Origin of the sequence: Clostridium sp. 'deep sea' (genome assembly GCF_014931565.1) — a bacterium.
GTDB lineage: Bacteria > Bacillota > UBA994 > PWPR01 > PWPR01.
The window spans coordinates 3,682,649-3,702,774 of sequence record NZ_CP063353.1 but is presented as its reverse complement, the minus strand read 5'-3'; the positions used below and the strand labels follow the sequence as shown (position 1 = coordinate 3,702,774).

Annotated in this window: 21 protein-coding genes; 6 read left to right on the top strand and 15 right to left on the bottom strand. The window is 29.5% G+C overall.

Annotation, left to right across the window (positions count from 1 at the left end; all coding sequences use genetic code 11):
- Positions 1-63 precede the first annotated feature (63 nt).
- Positions 64-1,341 (bottom strand): GTPase HflX, encoded by a 1,278-nt coding sequence (gene hflX, locus IMX26_RS17135; protein ID WP_195159575.1) that lies wholly within the window; start codon positions 1,339-1,341, stop codon positions 64-66.
- A 600-nt stretch (positions 1,342-1,941) separates the two neighbouring features.
- Between hflX and IMX26_RS17130 the strand changes: the two genes are divergently transcribed.
- Genes IMX26_RS17130 through IMX26_RS17120 form a run of 3 tightly spaced genes read left to right on the top strand, consistent with a single transcriptional unit; the run spans position 1,942 to position 3,358 of the window.
- Positions 1,942-2,478, top strand: coding sequence for an SMI1/KNR4 family protein (locus IMX26_RS17130; protein ID WP_195159574.1), 537 nt, complete (start codon positions 1,942-1,944; stop codon positions 2,476-2,478).
- Between the two features lie 11 nt (positions 2,479-2,489).
- Entirely contained in the window at positions 2,490-3,038 is a 549-nt protein-coding gene (locus IMX26_RS17125) for a hypothetical protein (RefSeq protein WP_195159573.1), read from the top strand.
- A gap of 56 nt (positions 3,039-3,094) precedes the next feature.
- Positions 3,095-3,358 (top strand): TfoX/Sxy family DNA transformation protein, encoded by a 264-nt coding sequence (locus IMX26_RS17120; protein WP_195159572.1) that lies wholly within the window; start codon positions 3,095-3,097, stop codon positions 3,356-3,358.
- Between the two features lie 26 nt (positions 3,359-3,384).
- On the opposite strand, the gene IMX26_RS17115 is transcribed toward IMX26_RS17120, so the two are convergent.
- The 4 genes from IMX26_RS17115 to IMX26_RS17100 all read right to left on the bottom strand — a co-directional run bounded on the left by IMX26_RS17115 (position 3,385) and on the right by IMX26_RS17100 (position 7,590).
- Positions 3,385-4,722 (bottom strand): hypothetical protein, encoded by a 1,338-nt coding sequence (locus IMX26_RS17115; RefSeq protein WP_195159571.1) that lies wholly within the window; start codon positions 4,720-4,722, stop codon positions 3,385-3,387.
- A 219-nt stretch (positions 4,723-4,941) separates the two neighbouring features.
- Complete coding sequence (locus tag IMX26_RS17110) at positions 4,942-6,003, bottom strand: sensor domain-containing diguanylate cyclase (protein ID WP_195159570.1); 1,062 nt, start codon at positions 6,001-6,003, stop codon at positions 4,942-4,944.
- Positions 6,004-6,216: 213 nt separating this feature from the next.
- Positions 6,217-6,894, bottom strand: a complete 678-nt coding sequence (locus IMX26_RS17105) for a queuosine precursor transporter (RefSeq protein WP_195159569.1) — start codon at positions 6,892-6,894, stop codon at positions 6,217-6,219.
- Between the two features lie 15 nt (positions 6,895-6,909).
- Complete coding sequence (locus tag IMX26_RS17100) at positions 6,910-7,590, bottom strand: radical SAM protein (RefSeq protein WP_195159568.1); 681 nt, start codon at positions 7,588-7,590, stop codon at positions 6,910-6,912.
- A 353-nt stretch (positions 7,591-7,943) separates the two neighbouring features.
- Here IMX26_RS17100 and IMX26_RS17095 point away from each other — a divergent pair, with 353 nt between their 5' ends.
- Both IMX26_RS17095 and IMX26_RS17090 read left to right on the top strand, forming a co-directional pair.
- Positions 7,944-8,513 carry a GNAT family protein gene (locus IMX26_RS17095; RefSeq protein WP_195159567.1) on the top strand — a complete coding sequence of 190 codons (570 nt, stop codon included), beginning with the start codon at positions 7,944-7,946 and terminating at the stop codon, positions 8,511-8,513.
- A 19-nt stretch (positions 8,514-8,532) separates the two neighbouring features.
- The gene (locus tag IMX26_RS17090) at positions 8,533-9,078 is read left to right on the top strand and encodes a GNAT family N-acetyltransferase (protein WP_195159566.1); all 546 of its coding nucleotides are present in this window, start codon (positions 8,533-8,535) and stop codon (positions 9,076-9,078) included.
- 102 nt (positions 9,079-9,180) lie between these two features.
- Here the strand turns inward: IMX26_RS17090 and IMX26_RS17085 are convergent, their stop codons facing one another.
- From IMX26_RS17085 to IMX26_RS17075, 3 genes are all read right to left on the bottom strand, one after another.
- Positions 9,181-9,858, bottom strand: a complete 678-nt coding sequence (locus tag IMX26_RS17085; RefSeq protein ID WP_195159565.1) for a metal-dependent hydrolase — start codon at positions 9,856-9,858, stop codon at positions 9,181-9,183.
- A gap of 216 nt (positions 9,859-10,074) precedes the next feature.
- Complete coding sequence (locus IMX26_RS17080) at positions 10,075-10,833, bottom strand: DUF6612 family protein (protein ID WP_195159564.1); 759 nt, start codon at positions 10,831-10,833, stop codon at positions 10,075-10,077.
- Positions 10,834-10,861: 28 nt separating this feature from the next.
- Entirely contained in the window at positions 10,862-11,626 is a 765-nt protein-coding gene (locus IMX26_RS17075) for a DUF6612 family protein (RefSeq protein ID WP_195159563.1), read from the bottom strand.
- Between the two features lie 192 nt (positions 11,627-11,818).
- Here IMX26_RS17075 and IMX26_RS17070 point away from each other — a divergent pair, with 192 nt between their 5' ends.
- Complete coding sequence (locus IMX26_RS17070) at positions 11,819-12,541, top strand: class I SAM-dependent methyltransferase (protein WP_195159562.1); 723 nt, start codon at positions 11,819-11,821, stop codon at positions 12,539-12,541.
- A 28-nt stretch (positions 12,542-12,569) separates the two neighbouring features.
- Here IMX26_RS17070 and IMX26_RS17065 read toward each other — a convergent pair whose 3' ends face one another.
- From IMX26_RS17065 to IMX26_RS17035, 7 genes are all read right to left on the bottom strand, one after another.
- Entirely contained in the window at positions 12,570-13,067 is a 498-nt protein-coding gene (locus IMX26_RS17065; RefSeq protein ID WP_195159561.1) for a GNAT family N-acetyltransferase, read from the bottom strand.
- A gap of 9 nt (positions 13,068-13,076) precedes the next feature.
- The gene (locus tag IMX26_RS17060; protein WP_195159560.1) at positions 13,077-14,468 is read right to left on the bottom strand and encodes an aldehyde dehydrogenase; all 1,392 of its coding nucleotides are present in this window, start codon (positions 14,466-14,468) and stop codon (positions 13,077-13,079) included.
- A gap of 320 nt (positions 14,469-14,788) precedes the next feature.
- A complete protein-coding gene (locus IMX26_RS17055; RefSeq protein WP_195159559.1) occupies positions 14,789-15,697 on the bottom strand; it encodes a pseudouridine-5'-phosphate glycosidase in 909 nt (302 codons plus the stop codon).
- Position 15,698: 1 nt separating this feature from the next.
- Positions 15,699-16,796, bottom strand: a complete 1,098-nt coding sequence (locus tag IMX26_RS17050) for a PfkB family carbohydrate kinase (RefSeq protein WP_195159558.1) — start codon at positions 16,794-16,796, stop codon at positions 15,699-15,701.
- Between the two features lie 109 nt (positions 16,797-16,905).
- Positions 16,906-17,889 (bottom strand): AmmeMemoRadiSam system radical SAM enzyme, encoded by a 984-nt coding sequence (amrS, locus tag IMX26_RS17045; protein WP_195159557.1) that lies wholly within the window; start codon positions 17,887-17,889, stop codon positions 16,906-16,908.
- A 9-nt stretch (positions 17,890-17,898) separates the two neighbouring features.
- Complete coding sequence (gene amrA, locus IMX26_RS17040) at positions 17,899-19,299, bottom strand: AmmeMemoRadiSam system protein A (protein ID WP_195159556.1); 1,401 nt, start codon at positions 19,297-19,299, stop codon at positions 17,899-17,901.
- Between the two features lie 13 nt (positions 19,300-19,312).
- Entirely contained in the window at positions 19,313-20,056 is a 744-nt protein-coding gene (locus IMX26_RS17035) for a GNAT family N-acetyltransferase (RefSeq protein ID WP_195159555.1), read from the bottom strand.
- Positions 20,057-20,126 lie beyond the last annotated feature (70 nt).

Below are 20,126 nucleotides of genomic sequence, written 5' to 3'. Positions count from 1 at the left end.
CAATCAATCTAACTTGTTATTAGAAAACTATTTTTTACCAGACTACCCCTTTACTAATTACTCTTAGTCTCCTAAATATAAAAATTCTTGAAATCTCTCAAAGTCACTATTATTACACTCTACGTGCATTAAAACTCCTTCATTTTCATATTTCATAGACTTAACATTGGCACTGTTATTTAAATAACCTAACAAACTGCCGTTAGTATAAGGTATTAAAAAACGACAATCAACATATTTTTCAAATACCTTTTCTTGCATAAGGGCAATAAGATTTTCTAACCCTATTTTTTTTGTAGCAGACATATAAATTTCATTATCACTACTAACAAAAGGTATTTTAATATTAGTTAAATCTGCTTTATTATAAACACTAATTGTTGGTATATTTTCTGCCCCAATTTGAGCTAAAGTATCTTTGGTAACCTCAATGTGATGTTCATAGTTTTCATCTGAGCAATCTATTACATGTAATAATAAATCAGCTTCACAGACCTCTTCTAGGGTAGATCTAAATGCTTTTACTAGGTTATGTGGTAGGTTGCTTACAAAGCCAACTGTATCCGATATTAAAAAATGCTTGTTATTTGGCAATAATATTTCTCTTACTGAGGTATCAAGGGTTGCAAATAACATGTTTTTTTCAAATACCTTTTTAGAATCTTTATCTGTAAAACACTCTAACATAGCATTTAATAAACTCGACTTTCCGGCATTGGTATATCCAACTAAAGATATCATAGGTAAGTTTGAATTTTTGCGCTTTTTACGTTGAGTTAATCTATTGTTGGTAATGGTTTTTAGCTCATTCTTGATTTTAACTATTTTATCTTCAATTTTACGGCGATCTAACTCTAATTTTTTTTCGCCAGATCCTCTACTTCTTATACCAGCACCACCAGTTCCTCCGCCCTGTCTACTTAAGGCTGAGCCAGCTCCAATAATTCGAGGTAACATGTATTGTAGTCTGGCTATTTCAACTTGTAACTTGGCCTCTTTAGTTTTAGCTCTTGTAGCAAATATCTCTAGTATAAGAGCTGTTCTATCTAATATCTCCTTATCTAAAAGCTTCTCTAGATTTTTTAACTGTGATGGAGATAACTCATTGTTAAAAATTAAGATTTCAGCATCGGTATGGTTTATTAAATACTGAACCTCCTCGGCTTTGCCTTTGCCAATGTATAAGCTAACATTGGGGGTTTTGAGATTTTGCTCTATTTCACCCACTACCTCAAAGTTACAGGCCTCTGCTAAATTATGAAGCTCCTTCACAGACTCTTTAAATCTGTTTTGATTATTTATGTTAACAGCTATTAATATTGCTTTTGGTTTGCTAAGCATATCTAGCACCTCTCTTATTCTTATATTCACGAAAACCTATCTCAACATTTTTAATTATAAGAATCGAATAAAAGTCATTTTGACTCACCTCATACACGCTTTTTTGTTATAAAGGTAAATGCAATAATACATTCGCAAAGCATTATAAATTTAAATAACTGGTTTCTCTAAAAAATAAAAGGTTACACATTAATTATGCGTAACCTTAATAAACATATTAAAACAGCTGTATAGTTAAAAAACTATACTACTAACGAATATTATTATTAATGTGTGCATAAATGTATTCATTGCATTTAGTATATACAAAGGCATATTAAATAAGCCTTTATATAGGCATTAATTTACTTATATCTATTTGATTTTATAGATCGTATAGATTACGTAACTTAATGTAAGCAATGCGCACATTCTACACCCCATTTACAAAATATTCTATTAAATTATAGCAGACAACTACCCATGTGGCAATGATTATAGTTACTAAAATTTTATTATTTTTGCTAAAACTATGGTTTAACTGGGTATTATCTACTATAATATTGTAATTAGAGCATAGTACTTGTTGTACTTTGTAAATCTATAAAGAAAGGCTTTTTCATGTTAACAAGATTATCAATCATAAAAAATAATAAAGAAATACAGGAGCAACTAGAGACTATTTTTGACTTTATTATTAACACTAAAAGCTTATCTACTAGTGATTTTCTTTTTACTTTAAACGCTAATTGTTATATTTTTGCCACCGATGGTGCCGGAAACTGCTTTGGCTTTCTTGATGATAATTCAGAGGACTCACCAGTTTTATATGTAAACCATGAGGGTTCATATGCAGTTATAGCTAATAATTTAGTAGATTTTCTATCCACAATAGTTTCACATCCCTATTATTGGAATGATATTCTACAAAACAACAGTTTATATAATAGTGAAGAGTTAGCAAATAAAATAATTGAGTGGCAGCAGGAAATTTTAAATGATATTCCAGATTTAAATCAAATTCAACGTAGTATCTGTAATTGCCTAAATCTAAACTATAATAAACATAGTTATGAAAAAATGTTGAAATGTTTAAATGCTTATAATCAGTATAAGGTTTGTGATTTAGCAAACAATCCCTATTCAAAATTTATTTAAAAGAGGAAAAAATGAATAACTCAATTACTAACAATACAATTAAGTTAACTGTTGCAGCTTTAGTTACAGCTATTTTTTCAATTTACTTTTACACCTTTATTCATGAAATAGGACATGGTGTTATTGGCTTATTAGCTGGTGGAACTATAGTTAAACTAAAATTAGGATTTGGAGCGCATATTTGCATAGCCAATGCCAACTATACTAACTTTACTCATCCCTTAATGAATGCCTTTGGAACTATATTACCTATACTTGTTTGCACAATTCTGGTTTTGATTTACAATAAAAAAGTGCAAAATATTTTTTATCAGGTATTTTATTTTATCTTTCCAATAAGCGTTATATCTAGTTTAGTTCCCTGGGTTTATTTACCGTTTATTTATAATACAAGTTCAGCACCAGCTAGTGATGATGTTATAAAATTTTTAAGTAACTCCACTATTGCACCTTGGTTGGTATCAATTACTGCTTTAGCACTTATAGTAGTGCTGTTTGTTATAGTAGTTATTATTAAAAAAATACCTCAAAATTATTTTAAATTATTTAAAAATAAATAATTTTAGTCTATTATAGTGTAAACTAAGGCAAGGTAACATAGTTTTAGGAGGCAAATATGAGATTATCCAAAGCCATAAATATTGGTGCCATTTTAGAACACGATTTAAATTCTGTAGGAATAAATAGTTTAGAAGAGCTAAAAAAATGTGGGAGTTTTTCTGCTTTATTATTATTAAATAAACACTATGATGTTTGTTTAAACAAGCTCTATGCCCTTGAGGGAGCAATTCAAGGTATAAGATGGCATAATTTAGCCAAAGAGGTTAAAGACGATTTAAAAAAACAGTACAATAGTCTTCCTATTGATTTTTTTAATTAAGTTATAAAGGGACTTAGCAAATAATTTTAAGCTAAGTCCCTTTGGTTATTATTGTATAGTAAAACTTGATTATAAAAGTCTTTATCTAGCTCTAAAAGTGACTCAAGACAGTACAGCTTACGATTATAAAAACTGTTTACGCTACCTGTATGTTGATATACCTTAAAAGCAATCTCTAAATGGTACTTAGTTTTTTCACTGTCGCCTTTATTATAATAAATATCCGCTAAAAATAAGGCCATTGATTGTATATTACTGGCATTTCCAATATCTCTGGCTCTGCTAAAGTGAGATAATAAACTATCTATTTTTAAGCCATTTATCTTGCCAAGTAACTTTAACCTAAACAAACTCTCAATCACATAAAAAGGGGCCTTAAACTTAGCAGTATTCAAAATATCTAATAGTACTTTTAAACTATCTTTAGAAACATTTCTATTTATCAAAATTTCCTTATCTATAACAGTAGCTATTACTAGTTGTTTCATTGCTGGCATTTGCTGATACATTTTGTTTAGTTTTATCTCATTCAATAAATTATTAACGTCATTAGTTCTTTGCTGAATTAAATAGATATGAATCATATAATTCATTAATAAAATATGATAACTAGGAACAGCTATGTTTTTGATTATTTTTTTTACCTCTAGTAATAAATCTATACTTTTTACTAAGTCATTTTTGTAATAAAAACAAATTGCCAAAGGCAGTTTTATTAATTGCTTTAATTTATTGTTTAATCTAGTGTTATTATTTAATAAATCATAACACTCTTTTACTACATCATCATACTTTCCTACGTTACATTTATTTATAAAGCTATTTACATAACAAGTTATTGCAAAGTAGTAACACTTTTGTGCCTCAAATATTTTAGCTGCCTCATAAAAATTTTGAGATGCCATATAAAACAGATTACATGATGTTAACTGTTTAGCGTAGTTATAATAAATATTTGCTCGAGCAATAGATATATCACCATCTTCAAAATAAGTTAAGGCTCTTTGAGTTAAATATAAACCTTTTTCGGGTCTACTAATGTTTAAAGACATAGAACTAAGAGCTAAATAACTAGCTCTGCTCTGATTGCTTTTCATTTTACTAAAATCAAGTTCAGCTAAAACCCACTTCAAACCTTTATTATTATTTACTTCTAAACAAAGCCAGCCGTAAAGCAGTTTATGTTCAGCTTTTTTAAAATAGGTTTTTGGTATTCTTGCAATAACTTTATAAACACCTCTTATATTAGGAGTAGATAGCAGTTCATTAATATTTTGAGAAAAGCATAATAGAGCCTTACTATATTGATAAGACTCTATAAATTTTTCTATTTTATTTAAACTTACTAATTTATTATTTATCATATCTTTCCCCACGATTATTAATACTTTTATCAGTATTATTTTAAGAATAACAGAAAAATATCTAACAGTCACTTGTCAATTATTTGCAATAATACATTTAAATTTCTTAACATATGCAATATATTTAAACTGGCATTTTAAAATCAACTAAAAAGTTTAAACTTAAGCTATTTAGTTTCAGTTCAAAATTTTAGTTTGTAAGATATTTAATACGTAAAACTACAATATGTTATACTGGTTTTTGCCTTGACTCTTTGAATTGTAAAGAGCTATATCTGCCCTTTTAAACACCTCATATTTACTATCATTTTCTTTAATTACTGTAATACCCATGCTTATTGTTGCTGTTTGAAATAAATCATTTTCATTTAATGCAACTAAGTTATATAACTCTTTTACATGAATAGTTAATTGTGTTATTGAGCAAAAAACTATCATAGCAAACTCATCTCCACCCCAGCGCGAAATAATGGTATTGTGAGGCATGGTTTTTTGAGCTACTTTAGATAACTTCCTTATTATAGTATCTCCTACTTTATGACCATAGGTATCATTAAAATGTTTAAAACTATCTAAATCTAATAAAACAATACAAATAGATTTATTTTTATAGAGTTTTTTAGTAAATATTTCATCAAATTTATTATCAAAATATCTTCTATTAAACATCCCTGTTAAAGAATCATGATTGGCCATATAATCTAACTCTTTGTTTGCTTTTTTAAGCTCCAAACTATACTTTTCTAACATTGTTCTTTCACTGACATAAGCATCTGCAAATTGTTTAAGTAATATAAATCCTACAACTAGAGTAAGGGGTACTTGAAAAAGTTGATCTAAAAATTGGCTCTTAGAACTGTGTACATGTAAAATATGGGGATAATAATATTCAATAATATGTAGTACTGCAAAAGTAGCAATTAACATAAATAATAATGCTAAACGTTTTTTTCCTGAAAAGAAAAATGCAACACAAATCATAACTAAAAATATATAAGCTATGGCATTATTGGCACTACCACCAGACTGCAGATAACCGTAAGGAATAAATACTAAAATAACAACAATAAAAAAAAGTAATTTTACCAAATCAATGTTTTTTGCTTTAGCTAATTGCCATTTTAATAAAAAAGATATAATCATAATTAATAGCCATTTGTAGTTTAAATATAAAGGCAATCCACAAAAAATATTGCCTACAATACAAAGTACAGAAGCAATAATAGCTAATGAAAGTATAGTATTAAATAACCTCCGATTTAACCCTTGTATATTATTCACTGCTTATCCCTCACTTAATCCTATATGTTCAATACATATAACTATTGTAATCTAATTGATTGACTATTGTCCAATAATGTCGAATTTATATCGATTAACTTAACATAAATAGCCTATTATGTATTTACGCATGATATATTAATAATTAATAACATGTTTAAAAGTAAAAAAAGCAATTGCCTAAACAATTACTTTACCAACTTATTTTATTTACTAAATAGTTTCATCAGTATGAATCTTTTTTGCAAAGTAAATAAATGGAGTATCTAAAGCAGCTACTACAAACTTCATTATATAAGTTACAAAAAATATCTCTAATACAATATGAGTTGGCATTACTCCCCAAAATGCAATAAAGGTAAAAATAACAGTATCTAAAAACTGACTGATAATAGTAGAAACATTATTTCGAAGCCATAGTTTATTAGGCATTCTTTTTTTTAATTTATCAAAGACCCAAACATCGTGAGTTTGACTAATGACATATGCTATAACACTGGCCAATGCAATACGAGGTAAAAATCCAAAAATTGTTTGAAAAGCACCATCTGCTGTATCTGTAGCATGGGCTGTAAACTGTAAACAAATTTGCATTATTGCAGTCACTGTTATTAAAGTAAAAATGCCAATATAAACACCTTTTTGGGCAGCCTTTTTGCCATATTTCTCGTTTAAAATATCTGTTGCTAGGTAAGAAGTGCCATAAATTATGTTCCCTAAAGTAGTTACAAAGCCCATTACTTCAATTGTTTTCATTACTTGAATATTGGCAATAACTGCAGCCATAGCAATCCACACATATAATCCTGTATTTTTTAAAAACTTATAACTCAGTGTTATTCCAATAAAGTTTACTATTAACAATATTAGCCATAGTATATTATTGTTCATGTGTTAAATTCCTTTCTATTCTCCTACTCCAAAATCGGTATTAATGTTTAACCAATCTATATTTTGATATTCTGCTAAATAACCATATTTTTCATAAAACCAGTTAATTAACTCTTCATCTCTCTTATGTTTTGTGCTATTTTCTGTAAAAATATTAATTGTACCATGGTTAAAATATTTCAGTAACAACTCTACATCCTTAGTTAACATTTCTTTAGTTTGGCCTTTTATACCTATTAACAAACATACTGAATCAAAATACCTACTGACTTCTTCGGCATTTTTAAAAATAGCATTTTTGTTTAGTACTTTATTCCTAAAGTTATTATCGAATGTTTCTATACCTACTTTAAACATAACAGGTATATCGTAATAATCGCGTATTTCGTCTAACCTATTTCGGTAATGCCAATGGCTTTCAAAACATAATTTTTTAATATTTAGTTTATATATTAAGCTTTTAATAAGCTGATGCGTTTGTAGTGGTAATTCAAAACAGCTACCTGAGTTTATTACTTCTAAGGTACCCCTTACCCCTGTTACTTTAGCAAGAACTTCTTCATTAGTATTAATAATTTTCTCTTTATCAAAACTATTGTCATTTATATAATCACAAAAACTACACTTGCCCCAAAAACAAGGAAAAGATTTTAATAATACAATTTCTCTATTCTGTAAAACACTATATCGATCCATAATAAACCCCTACTATTCTATATTTATTTAAACTAAAAAAAGGTAGTTTTTCATCACCTTTTAATTTAAAACGTTAATATAAGTTAATATAATAACAAAATAAAAAGGCGATTTTAAAAACCGCACCTTTAAGAACGTAATTTAGTAACTACCTAAAGTCACAAAATTACATGCCCTAGTTTTAATTAAAGACAGGATGGTACGAACGAACTGTCTTATGCAATTGTTTTATATAATACATTATTTATTAAAAAAATCAAGAGCTAATCTATACAAAATAATAGTAAAAAATGTACAAACTATGCTATTTAAGCTATAATGTTTTATTAATATAAGTATAAGGGGGAATTTTTGTGAGATACTTTAAAAAATTAGTAGGCAAAAAAGTTTATTTATCTCCTATTAATGTTGATGACTATAATCAGTATTGTGAATGGATTAACGACTTAGGTGTTTCATTACCCATTGGTTTAGCAACTAAGAATGTACCTTTACATACTGAAAAAGAGCTATTAATAAACCTATCAAAAGAACATAGCTATGCTATAGTTACCTTAAAAGATAATGAATTATTAGGTAACTGTGGATTAACTGATATAAATCATTTGCATAAAACAGCTACCTTAGGTATTTTTATTGGTAATAAAAGTAATCGTAATAAAGGCTTTGGATCTGAGGCAATTGAGCTAATATTAAACTATGGTTTTAAGATACTTAACCTTAATAATATTATGCTACAGGTCTACTCTTTTAATGAACTAGCCATACACGCCTATAAAAAATTAGGTTTTAAAACTCTTGGTACAAGAAGTGAATCTTATATTGTTAATGATATATATTATGACACAATTTATATGCAAATATTAAAAAGAGATTTTAAGAGTGATTTACTGAAAGAAAAAATTAATAAAATTACTACTTAAAATCTATTAAGGAGTAATAATGAATATTTTAGAGACCAATAGACTAATTATAAGAACATTTGTAGAAACAGATTGGCAAGATTTACATAACTATATGACTTTACCAGAGGTTGTAATGTTTGAGCCATATGAAGTATTTACTGAGCAAGATTGTGTAAAAGAATGTTATAAAAGAAGCCAAGATAAAACACACAGCTTTTGGGCTGTTTGTTTAAAAAACTCAAATACTATGATTGGTCATTTATATTTTTCTTTAGCAGAGCCAGCAGAGTTAAATACCTACTCAATAGGTTATGTATTTAATCCTCAATACTATGGTAAAGGTTATGCCACAGAAGCCTGTAAAGAAATGCTTGATTACGGTTTTAAAGTAAAAAATGCTCACAGAATAATAGCCCAAGTAGATGTTAAAAATAGAGCTTCATGGAGACTTTTAGAGCGTTTAAAAATGCGCAAAGAGGCTCATCAATTAAAAAACATTTATTTTAAACTCGATAAAAATGGCTATCCTATCTGGAAAGATTCTTATCAATATGCTTTATTAAATAGTGAATATAATCATTAAGGGTGTTTTTAAGGGACTACTACAAATTAAGCAGTAGTCCCTTTACTATTGTCACTAATTATAGTAACACTTACTCACTTACTAACATAGAATTATAATTAATTATAACACTAAACTTTCGCCAGCTTTTAATATTTTTACCTCAGCATTGGTAACTTTATTTGCAAAATCTTGAGGGTCAGCCTTAATCACCGGAAAAGTATTATAGTGCATTGGTACCACAATTTTAGGCTCAATAAACTTTACAGCTCTAGCTGCATCGTTTATATCCATAGTAAACTTTCCACCAATAGGTAACAATGCTACATCTACGTTTTCATAGGCCAATAACTGCATGTCCATTGTTAAACCAGTGTCTCCAGCGTGGTATAGTACTTTGTTTTTGATTGTTATCAAAAAGCCACAAGGGTTTCCGCCCGAAATGAAATGATCTCCTAAAGCTATGCCTGAACCATGTAAGGCAGGTGTCATTTTAACATTGCCAAAATCAAAATTAGATCTACCACCTATATGCATGGTGAATACATCTACACCTTCTTTCATTAGGGTTTCACCTAACTCAAAAACGGTAATTATTGTAGCGTTATTTGCTTTAGCTATTGGTACTGCATCACCTAAATGGTCTCCATGTCCATGTGTAACAAATATATGAGTTATATCAGTAAAGTCTTCCACTTTATAATCACAATCAGGGTTTCCAGATATAAACGGGTCAATTAAAGCCTTAAAATTATCGGCTTCAACTAAATAGGCTGAATGACCTAAAAAGGTTATTTTCATTGATACTCTCCTTTTTTAAATTTTTTTAATAAGTAGATTTAAAAAAATTGTATCATATTATTCGTAATGTATGTTATTTTTTTGCATTATTTCACATTTTTTTATCAAATACATAGCTATTTTAACTCTGTAAGTGTAATAATAGAATTTACTTACTTTAAAATTAGCAAGAGCTGTAGCTCTATGCCACAGCTCTTGTTAATTAATATATTAAAATTATTTTATGCTTTGCTGGATATCTATTTTAGACACATTATTATAATCACTAAACTCATATGATACTTTATTTTTTATCTTTAAAGCCATTTTTTTAGCAGTTAACTCTATATCCATATCTACTACTGCTTGTTGTACAGTATGAGTTTCTTGGTCAATTGTAAGTTCATAAACAAATGAATTAACCTTATTTAGTTTTAAAAAGGGTTCTATGCCTTTCATAGACGGTAGTATTATTTGATTTTGATACTCTTTTTGTAGGTCTGCAAAATCCTTACTAGTTGCATCCAGCTTTACAATATAGCTATTTTCCTCATTCACTAATATCAAGTTATCACTATACTCAGCAATTTGATCTAAAAAGCCAAAGCTTAATGTTAAAAATTCCTGATATTTTTTATTAAAGTCATAATTATTTATTTTTGCAAACTCAGTATTAGCACATTTAACATAATAATCATTCTCGCTTATGTACAACTCTACTTCATTATCTGCTCGTAAATCTTTAATAAGTTGATGAATAGCAGGTTGCTGCTTATTTATTTCCATTATAATATTTATGGAATTAGTACTTTTAAAATTATCTAAATAATTCTCCTGTTCATCGCTAATATTCACTCTAAAACTTTTAAGCTTTTGAGTTTTGTTAAAAACATCTTGCAAAATATCTTGAGCAGTTAATTCTTTATTAGTGCCCACACAGCCAGCTATAGTCACAAAGACAATTATAGTTAAAAAAACAATTTTAAGCTTTTTCAATTCATATTCTCCTTAGCTTAATTTAATACTATTGTGTTATAGCAGAATCTATAATTTCTTGTGGAACAATAATTTTAGGCACTTTATTATGATTGCTAAACTCACTAGTTGTCTTTTGAATGAAGTTCATTGTATTATTTAAAATGGTTAATTCATAATCCATATCAATTATAGTTTTTAGTATGAGACCTGTTTTTTTATCTATTACATACTCATAAGTAGATGTATTAATCTTTAAAATTTCTGATAGTTTATCAAAATTACTACCAACAGGCATAGTTTTAGTTAATTGCTCTTTAAAAATATCCATAAATTTATCTCCTGAACCATCCAATTTTAAGATATACTGATTATCCTCTTTTAATAGTTCAACATCATCAGTATATTCAACAAATATTTCTAATACATTATTACTAAGTTCTTTAATTGTTTTCATAAAATTCTCTACATCATAGTTCTCTACCTTTATCCATTGTGCATTGTTTCGCAGTGCATATAAATCATTTTTAGTTATATACATTGTTTCTTTTTTATTATTGTTATATTCTAATTCTTGATATACAGCTGGCTGTTCATAATTGATACTTAATGCTAAAATAGTAGAAGTTGTTGTCTCTTGTTCAGAGTTCATTTTTACTGTTTGCTCATTGATTGCATTTACTTGCACACTCTTTAAATCTTTTGACTTTGCAATTGTATCCTTTAGTATTTCTTCTGTAGTAATATTATCTGCACATCCTACTACTACAAATAACAAAGTAACAATTAATAATGCTAACTTAAGTTTTCTCATTATTTAACCCCTTTTATGTAATAACTTTTATTATAGCTGTTTTATAAAATATAGCAATAAGTTGCCCTAATTTATAACATTATTATTAATATTTATATATATTTTGTATTAAAAACTGTTAATATTCCTAGCTACTTTCAAAAAACGAATTTTTAGTGATAAAGTTGGAATGCTATATATTAGGGTGATAAAATGAGCTTTTACTATGATCTAAGCAGTTTTTATGATGGAGTTTTTCCCTTAAATGCTTATAAGCTAAAATTTATTCAAGATAACATTGCTAAAGAGGGTTTAGCAATAGATGTAGCCTGTGGTGTAGGTATAGATGCCATAGCCTTAACAAAACAGGGTTATAATATTGAAGGATTTGACCTAGAGAGTGAAATGATAATAAAAGCAGTTAATAGTGCTAAACAAAAGCAACTCAAAATAAAATTTTTTGAAGCTAGTATGTTAGATATTAATAAATATTATGATAATAACTCAATTAGCTCTCTTCTTTGCACTGGTAACTCTTTAGTTCATTTAAATACAAAAAACGAAATCATAAATTTTATAAACAACTCTTATAAATTACTAAAAACTAAAGGGGTTTTATTGATTCAAATTATTAACTTTGATAGGGTTTTAGATAATAACATAACTCAGCTACCAACTATCGTAAATAAAGAACAGGCTTTAACCTTTACTAGAAACTATGAATATTGCCCCAAGAGTAAAAAAATTAAGTTTGTTACCACTTTAAAAGCCCATAAAGAATATAAAAATGTAATTAATCTTATTCCTTTACGTCAACAAGAGTTACAGCAAACTTTAAATAAGGCGGGCTTTAATACTATGAAATTCTATGGTAGTTTTAAAGGTGACTCTTATACCCCCACTAGTTACTCAACAGTTGTTGTTGCTAAAAAGTAAATACAAGCTATAGCTAAAATAGTTAAAACTATAACTTTGTTTTTTTAAAATAATTATACTTGCAATATACTGCTTGCTCTGCATTAAATCTTAAAAGCTTTTCTTTTAAGCTAAAACCTAATTTTTGTAATAAGCTACACGATGCTTTATTTTTTGTTTGAGTTTCGGCATATAACACAGGTAAGTGTAAACTTGTAAAGGCATAATTAATTATAGGTGTTAAAATCTCTGTTGCATAGTTATTACCCCACCACTGAGGTAAGAATTGATATGACAGCTCCTTATTCTTGTTGTTATGGTAAGTATCTATAGAAACCAAACCTATTAACTCTAGGCTATTTTTACTTCTTACTACAAAGTAATGATTTGATTTAGAATTACACATATTATTAAAACAATTATTAAAGCTATGCTTACTAACTGGCCCACCTAAGTATTTTCTGACCTCTTCATTACTAAATAGCTTACTTATCTCTATTTTATCTTTAGCTGTAATTTTATTAATATAGGTACGTTTTGTTTTCATTTGCATGCTCTATTTCAAAAACCTTTTAATCAGGTTAAGCTTTTTAGGGCTGTATGGGGGAAATATCATTTTCATTCTAATTCTTGTAGACTTGTTTAACACACTTTTATAGTGTGAAAATGTTTGATAGCTGTATTTGCCATGATAGGCTCCTATGCCAGAATTGCCAACCCCACCAAATGGTAAATAATGAGATGTAAAATGGCTAAGACTATCATTAATACAACAACCACCAGCACTTGTTTGCTGTAATACTTGAGTCTGTAACTCTTTACTTTTTGTAAATAAGTATAGCGCTAAAGGTTTTTCATGGTTATTAATTGTTTTAATAACTTCATTAATGTTTGTAAATGTTAAGATAGGCAAAATTGGTCCAAATATTTCTTCTTGCATACAGGCATCTTGCCAAGTTACATTAGCTATTAAGGTTGGCTGAATGTACAAGCTATTGATATCATAATCTCCACCAAAAATTATTTTTTGTTTATCAGTATTTATCATTACAGCTAACCTTTCAGCATGTTTTTGAGAACCCATACGAGCAAGGTCTTTAGATTGTTTTATATTAGCGCCATAAAAGCTAGTTATTTTGGCTTTAAGTAATGAAATAAATTTATCTTTAATACTACTGTGGATATATAAATAATCGGGGGCAATACAGGTTTGTCCAGCATTAAAAAATTTACCCCAAACAATCCTTTCTACTGCAACCTCAAGATTAGCATCGTTAGCAACTATGCAAGGACTTTTACCTCCTAACTCCAGGGTAACTGGTACTAAGTTTTCGCTTGCTGCTTTCATAATTATTTTACCAACAGTCACACTACCCGTAAAAAATATATAGTCAAAAGGCGAATGTATTAAGCGTGTAATTTCTTGTTTACCGCCCTCAACTACCCTAATATACTGGTTGTTAAAACCCTCTTTTACTATTTCACAAATTACTTTAGCTACATTAGGGCTTTGCTCTGAGGGTTTAATGACAGCACAGTTTCCTGCTGCAATTGCACCTATTAGGGGCTCTATACAAAGATTAAAGGGATAGTTAAATGGACCTATAATTAAGGCAACTCCATAGGGCTCGCTATATATGTAACTTTTAGAGCCAATCTGGTGAAGTGGAGTTTTAACTTTTTTAGGCTTCATCCATTTTGCTAAATGTTTAATAGTATAAGTAATACTACCGTATATACCCCCTATTTCAGCAGAGTAAGACTCTAACTCATGCCGAGCTAAGTCACTATACAATGCTAACACTATCTCATTTTCATATTTATAGATTAGATTTTTAAAGGTTTTTAACTGCTTAATCCTAAATTCTAAAGGCCTAGTATGCCCCTCGTTATAGTATTGTTTCATTGATTTAAGCAAAGATTGCTGAGATAAGTCCAAATTATTCATAAAAACCAACTCCCTATAAACATTGTATAACTATATTTCAACTTTACTCAACTTTTACCTCTTTTAGAGACAAGTAAAATTAAGTAATATACTATTGATTTGGGCTGGGCTCGCCTACGTAGCTTCGCGGGGTGGGTGTTCCTTTTAGGAACACGGTTTGGGTAACTGTGAGTTACGGTTTTTGCTGACGCGATTACAGCGATAGCGCACCACGCACACAAAGTGTGTACACTACGTATTTAACAAGTTAAATACACAACACGCGATTCCTAAAAGGAAAGCACAACACAAGCAGCTTGCACTTATGAGCAAGCTGCTTATTATTGTAATTTTGCTAGTTCAACAGCAATTTCAGCCCCTATTTTGGCATTGTTATATACTAATTGAATATTTGTTTCAAGACTTTTGCCTTTGGTTATTTGTTTAATAGCATCTAATAAAAATGGGGTGATTTTTTTGCCTTTAATACCCAGTTCATTTGCTTTAAGCAATGCCTGTTCTATTACCTGGGAAATCTCTTGTTTATTCATTTCATATTGTTTAGGCACTGGGTTACCAATCACCATTCCACCGTTTAAACCTAATTGCCATTTTGCAAACAATGCATATGCTAGCTCTTGGGCATTTTCGACACGATAATCTACTTTATAATCACTTTCACTTGTATAAAATGCAGGAAATACGTCTGTTTTATAACCTACAGTAGTTACTCCAAAGGTCTCTAGGTACTCTAGGGTTAAACCTATATCTAAAATAGATTTTACACCTGCTGAAACAACAGCAACATTGGTTTTTGCTAACTCTTGTAAATCGGCAGATATATCAAAAGATTGACTTGCACCTCGGTGTACTCCACCGATACCACCCGTAACAAATACCTTAATACCAGCTAGATTAGCGGCAATCATAGTTGAAGCTACGGTTGTAGCACCATTTAGTTTTTTAGCTATTACAAAGGGCAAATCTCTTCTGCTAACCTTTAATATATTGTTGGATTTTCCCATAAACTCAATTTCACTATGAGTTAAACCAACCTTTATTACACCATTTATAATGCCTATAGTAGCAGGAATAGCTCCATTGTCTCTAATAATTTGCTCAACTTTTAAGGCTGTATTAACATTTTTAGGATACGGCATACCATGTGCGATAATTGTCGACTCTAAAGCAACTACTGGCTCATTATTATCTAAGGCCTTTTTTACAATTGGATTTATTTCTAAAATCATTTTAATAGTTCTCCTTAACAATTTTTTTAACAGTGTTGATATTTAAGTTAGGGTTAATTGTTAATTGACTACTTAATGTAATAGCCGATGCTGCCATGCTAATTTCACAGCTTTTTTTAAGGCTTTTATGATTAAGATAGCCATAAACCAAACCTGCCATAAAGGCATCGCCTGCACCAGTAGAGTTAACTAGTTTAACATTGGTTACAGGTACATGTCCCTCACCATTTTCATTGCTATAAAATACACCCTGATTACCCATACTAATTACTACATTTTTAACGCCTAAAGTAAGCAAATGTTTTAGGGCTTTATAAATACTTTTTTTATTGTTAAGTGTAATACCCGTTAAATGCTCTGCCTCATATCTGTTTGGCTTAATTGTATGAATATAGGGTAGTAAATCTTTTATTTTTGAAGACTTAGCCACAGATACAGTGTCAACAAAAATGTTTGTTGAGTGATAATTATTTACTAAAAACTCAATTACATCTTTAGTTAAATTAGTATCTAATACAAGACATGTACTATTTTTAATAATAGAATCATGTTTTTTTAAATAGCTTATGGCTAAATGCTCTATAGCTTCCATATGTGATATTGCAATATTCATGTCACCATTTTTATTCATAACTGATAAATAGGTGGAAGAAGAAACATTCTCTAAAACCATAATATGATCCATATTTATGCCAGCAACTTTAGACTCATTAACAATTTTTTTGCCATACAAATCACTTCCTACTGCTGTGATAAGCTTTGAACATATACCTAATCTGCTTATATTTTCTGCTATATTTCTGCCCACTCCACCTACAGATATTTTTACTACCCCAGGGTTAGAGTCTTTTACACGAAGAGGTTGATTAGGAAAACCTATAATATCGATATTAGAACCACCAATTACTGTTACATAGTTGTTTTCGTTTAAGATGTATCCTTTACCCCTAATTAGCCCTTTTTTCATTAAATTTGTAATATGAACAGCCACAGAAGACCTTGTTAAACCCAGCTGTTCTGCTAGCTGTTTTTGTGATATAAGTGGATTATCTCTTATAATAGTTAGAATTTGTTGTTCCCTTTTAGTTATTATGCTCACCTACTTAACTTTTGTTTATATGTTAAACACATGCTTATTATAACATATGTCAATATACTATCAAATATAAAAGGTTATTACCCTGTGCATAGGGTAATAACCTAATTGATTAAAAATATATTGCTAATTTATTACTACAATTTTTACAAACCACTCCAGAATGAATTTTACAATTATAAAGGTCTCTTTCAATAATTAACTCTCCGCATTTAGGGCAATAAGTAGAGTTATTTATATTAGCAACATTACCTATATAAACATAGTTGAGATATTTTAAGGCTGTTTGTTTGCTATTTATTAATACATTTAAATCTGTAGCTGGTATGTTAAGCTTATAATTTGGAAAATAACGTGTTAAATGAAGCGGAATATCTATATTAATATTCTTTAAGAACTTAGCTATTTTTTCTATTTCTACTAAAGAATCATTTAAGCCATTTACCAATAGTGTTGTAATCTCTACATGGCAATACTTATTTGCTAACTCTATGCTTTTTAATACCGGCTCTAATTTACCACCACAAACATCTTTCATAAACTCATTATTAAAGGCTTTTAAGTCAATATTCATTGCATCTATATAGGGTAATAAATTTTGTAATGGCTCTAGATTAATAAAACCATTACTAACCAATACCACTTTTAAATGAGGAAAATCTCTTTTTATAATTTTAACAGTACTATAAACATATTCATAACAAACAGTTGGTTCATTATAGGTAAAGGCAAGGCCTATATTATTGTGCTGTTGATTACATATTTCAGCTAACTTTTGTGGTTCAATAAACCTACTAGCTGGTTGTTGTTTTGCTAGCTGGTAATTTTGACAAAATAAACAGCTAAAATTACAGCCATAACTACCAACAGATAAAATATTGTGACCTGGCATAAAATGATATAGTGGCTTTTTTTCTATGGGGTCTATCGCAATTGCGGTTATTTCTCCATAGTTAACTGTGTTTAGCTTATTATTTTTATTAAGTCTAACAGCGCACTTTCCATAGTTATTAGCTGTTACTAAACAATTATGAGGACATAAGTAACACTGAATACTGTTATTTTTATGTTCATAAAACATAGCTTCCTTTAACATTTTAAACCCCTATTTATGTCTTATCACTTCAAACTTTTTTATACTATAGTCATCATGTTTTTTAATTCCTGCTTTTTGCAAAACTATATTTAACTGTTTTTCAACAGTGTCTACTTCCTCTAAATTAGGCAGTAACAAAGCACGTTTATGCCCACAACTAACAATAACCCCATATTTTAATGGATTAAGTTCGTTTATTGTTGCAGTATGTGGTTTGCTTAAAATATCTACCGATATAGTTAGCTCGGGCAGTTCAGCTAGGTTAACCTCTTTAAATCTAGGGTCGTGTAAACCAGCCTGAATAGCATTATTAATAATCTCTGTCGCAATATTGTCTGTGGTAGGTAAAAATGTACCAATACAACCCCTTAAAACACCTTGCTTTTTCAGTGATACAAACACCCCTTGTTGTGAATTTAGCATTTTTGAAGACACATAATTCGGAATACTTATTTTTGTACCATGGTTTAAATAGTGTTTTAAGCTATCACGTGCCAACTTAACATAAATGCTTTCATTGCTTATTCTGTTATTTTGAGTCTGTTTGTGCTGACTTACTAGTTGTAAATACGCATTTGAGCCATTAGCTTGTAGGTCAAAGCTTAAAACTGCATAACCCACTGCAAAGGTATTTTGATAAGACAACAAATTACCTTTTATACTATTGCCGTTCATGGCACCTAACATAATATAAAAGGATCTCATTCCACACTCTGCAGCCTCAGTTATAAGGCTGTCACTCATATTAAAAATAGCTTGCACATCGCCTGTTTGCAAATGATTAGTTATGGTACGGTCAAAAATTGCCCCTTTATTACTATATTTGTATGGTCCACTATCTGCTAGTTTATGAGATAAATCTCCACTAGCAATGAATACCACGTTTTCACTGCTATTAACTACCTCTTGTTGAATTATTTCACCAAACTTATAGAGCTCTAATTTTGGTAACATACCATAAGTTATATGCACTAACTTATAGTTTTTATACTGCTTATTAATAAAATAAAGTGGAACCATAGCCCCATGATCTAAGCGATAATTAAGACTGTAGGTGCTTGCTGTTTGCTGATTAAAAACAGCACAAGCAATATTATTTTGAGTTGCGCTTTGTAATATATTTTTAGTTAATGTGCAATTAATATTATAACGTTGGCCTAAATTTGGCTCACCAAAATTGCCAAAATCACCTTCTATGTTTTGTGAGTAGGCTAGCGTAACTGCATTACTAAACATATGTCCGTGGGGACTTATTATGACAATAGTAGTGGGTTTAATGCTGGCAACTTGTAGAGCAATTTGCTCACAGGCATGCCTTGTATCACTAATTTTTTGCTCTTCACCTTTGCCTATTTCAGGCAATATAATAGGGGGATGTGGCATAACATAAAATGCTGTAATTCTTCCCATAACTTCACCTCATTTATTCAAAAAAAGATCTTCTGTACCAGTACTTATAAGCCTCGGTATAACCTAACTTATTATAGAGGTTATTTGCTACTTCATTTTTTATTAAAACCTGCAAATAAGTTTTATGTATATTTCGCTTTTGGGCCTCGTGAAAAAGCTGAGTCACAAGAGCTTCTCCAAAGCCTTTACCTCTAAACTGCTTTGATACATAGACATTATATACCCCTAAATAACCTCTATCAATAACCCCGTATCCGCAGCCAACAGCAAAACGATTATGAATGTATGTTAACCATATGGTTTCACCTACAACCTTACTTAACATGTTTTGCAGGGTATTAAACACATTATAGCTATTTAATTTTGCACAGTTTATATAGTTATCTATCCATTGTGTTGATAAGCTATTTTGCACAAGTATATTATCATTGTTAACACAGTTTTTATTACTTATATCATTCAACATAACCCTAGTTTCATCTAGCTTTAAATACTGTTTAGCACATAAATATTGGTCTATCTTTTGGTGTTTTAAGTTAGAGGTGAGCTTAAAAATTGTAGGTAAATTGCGGTTATTATAAAAATCCCTGCAAAAGCTAATTTTTTTAGGCAACTGATAGACCTCATCATACAAGGGCAAAATTGAATTTGCCCGTTTAGAATAACCATTGGCATACCGTAATAACCAACCATCGTAATGATAAGTATGAATAGATGGCCACGCATTTATAGATAACTCTTCAATAAAATGAATCATAATAATACACACCTTTTATTTTGTACTAAGGCTTTTGTATAATAAATTCTCTATTTCCCTTAATTTATCC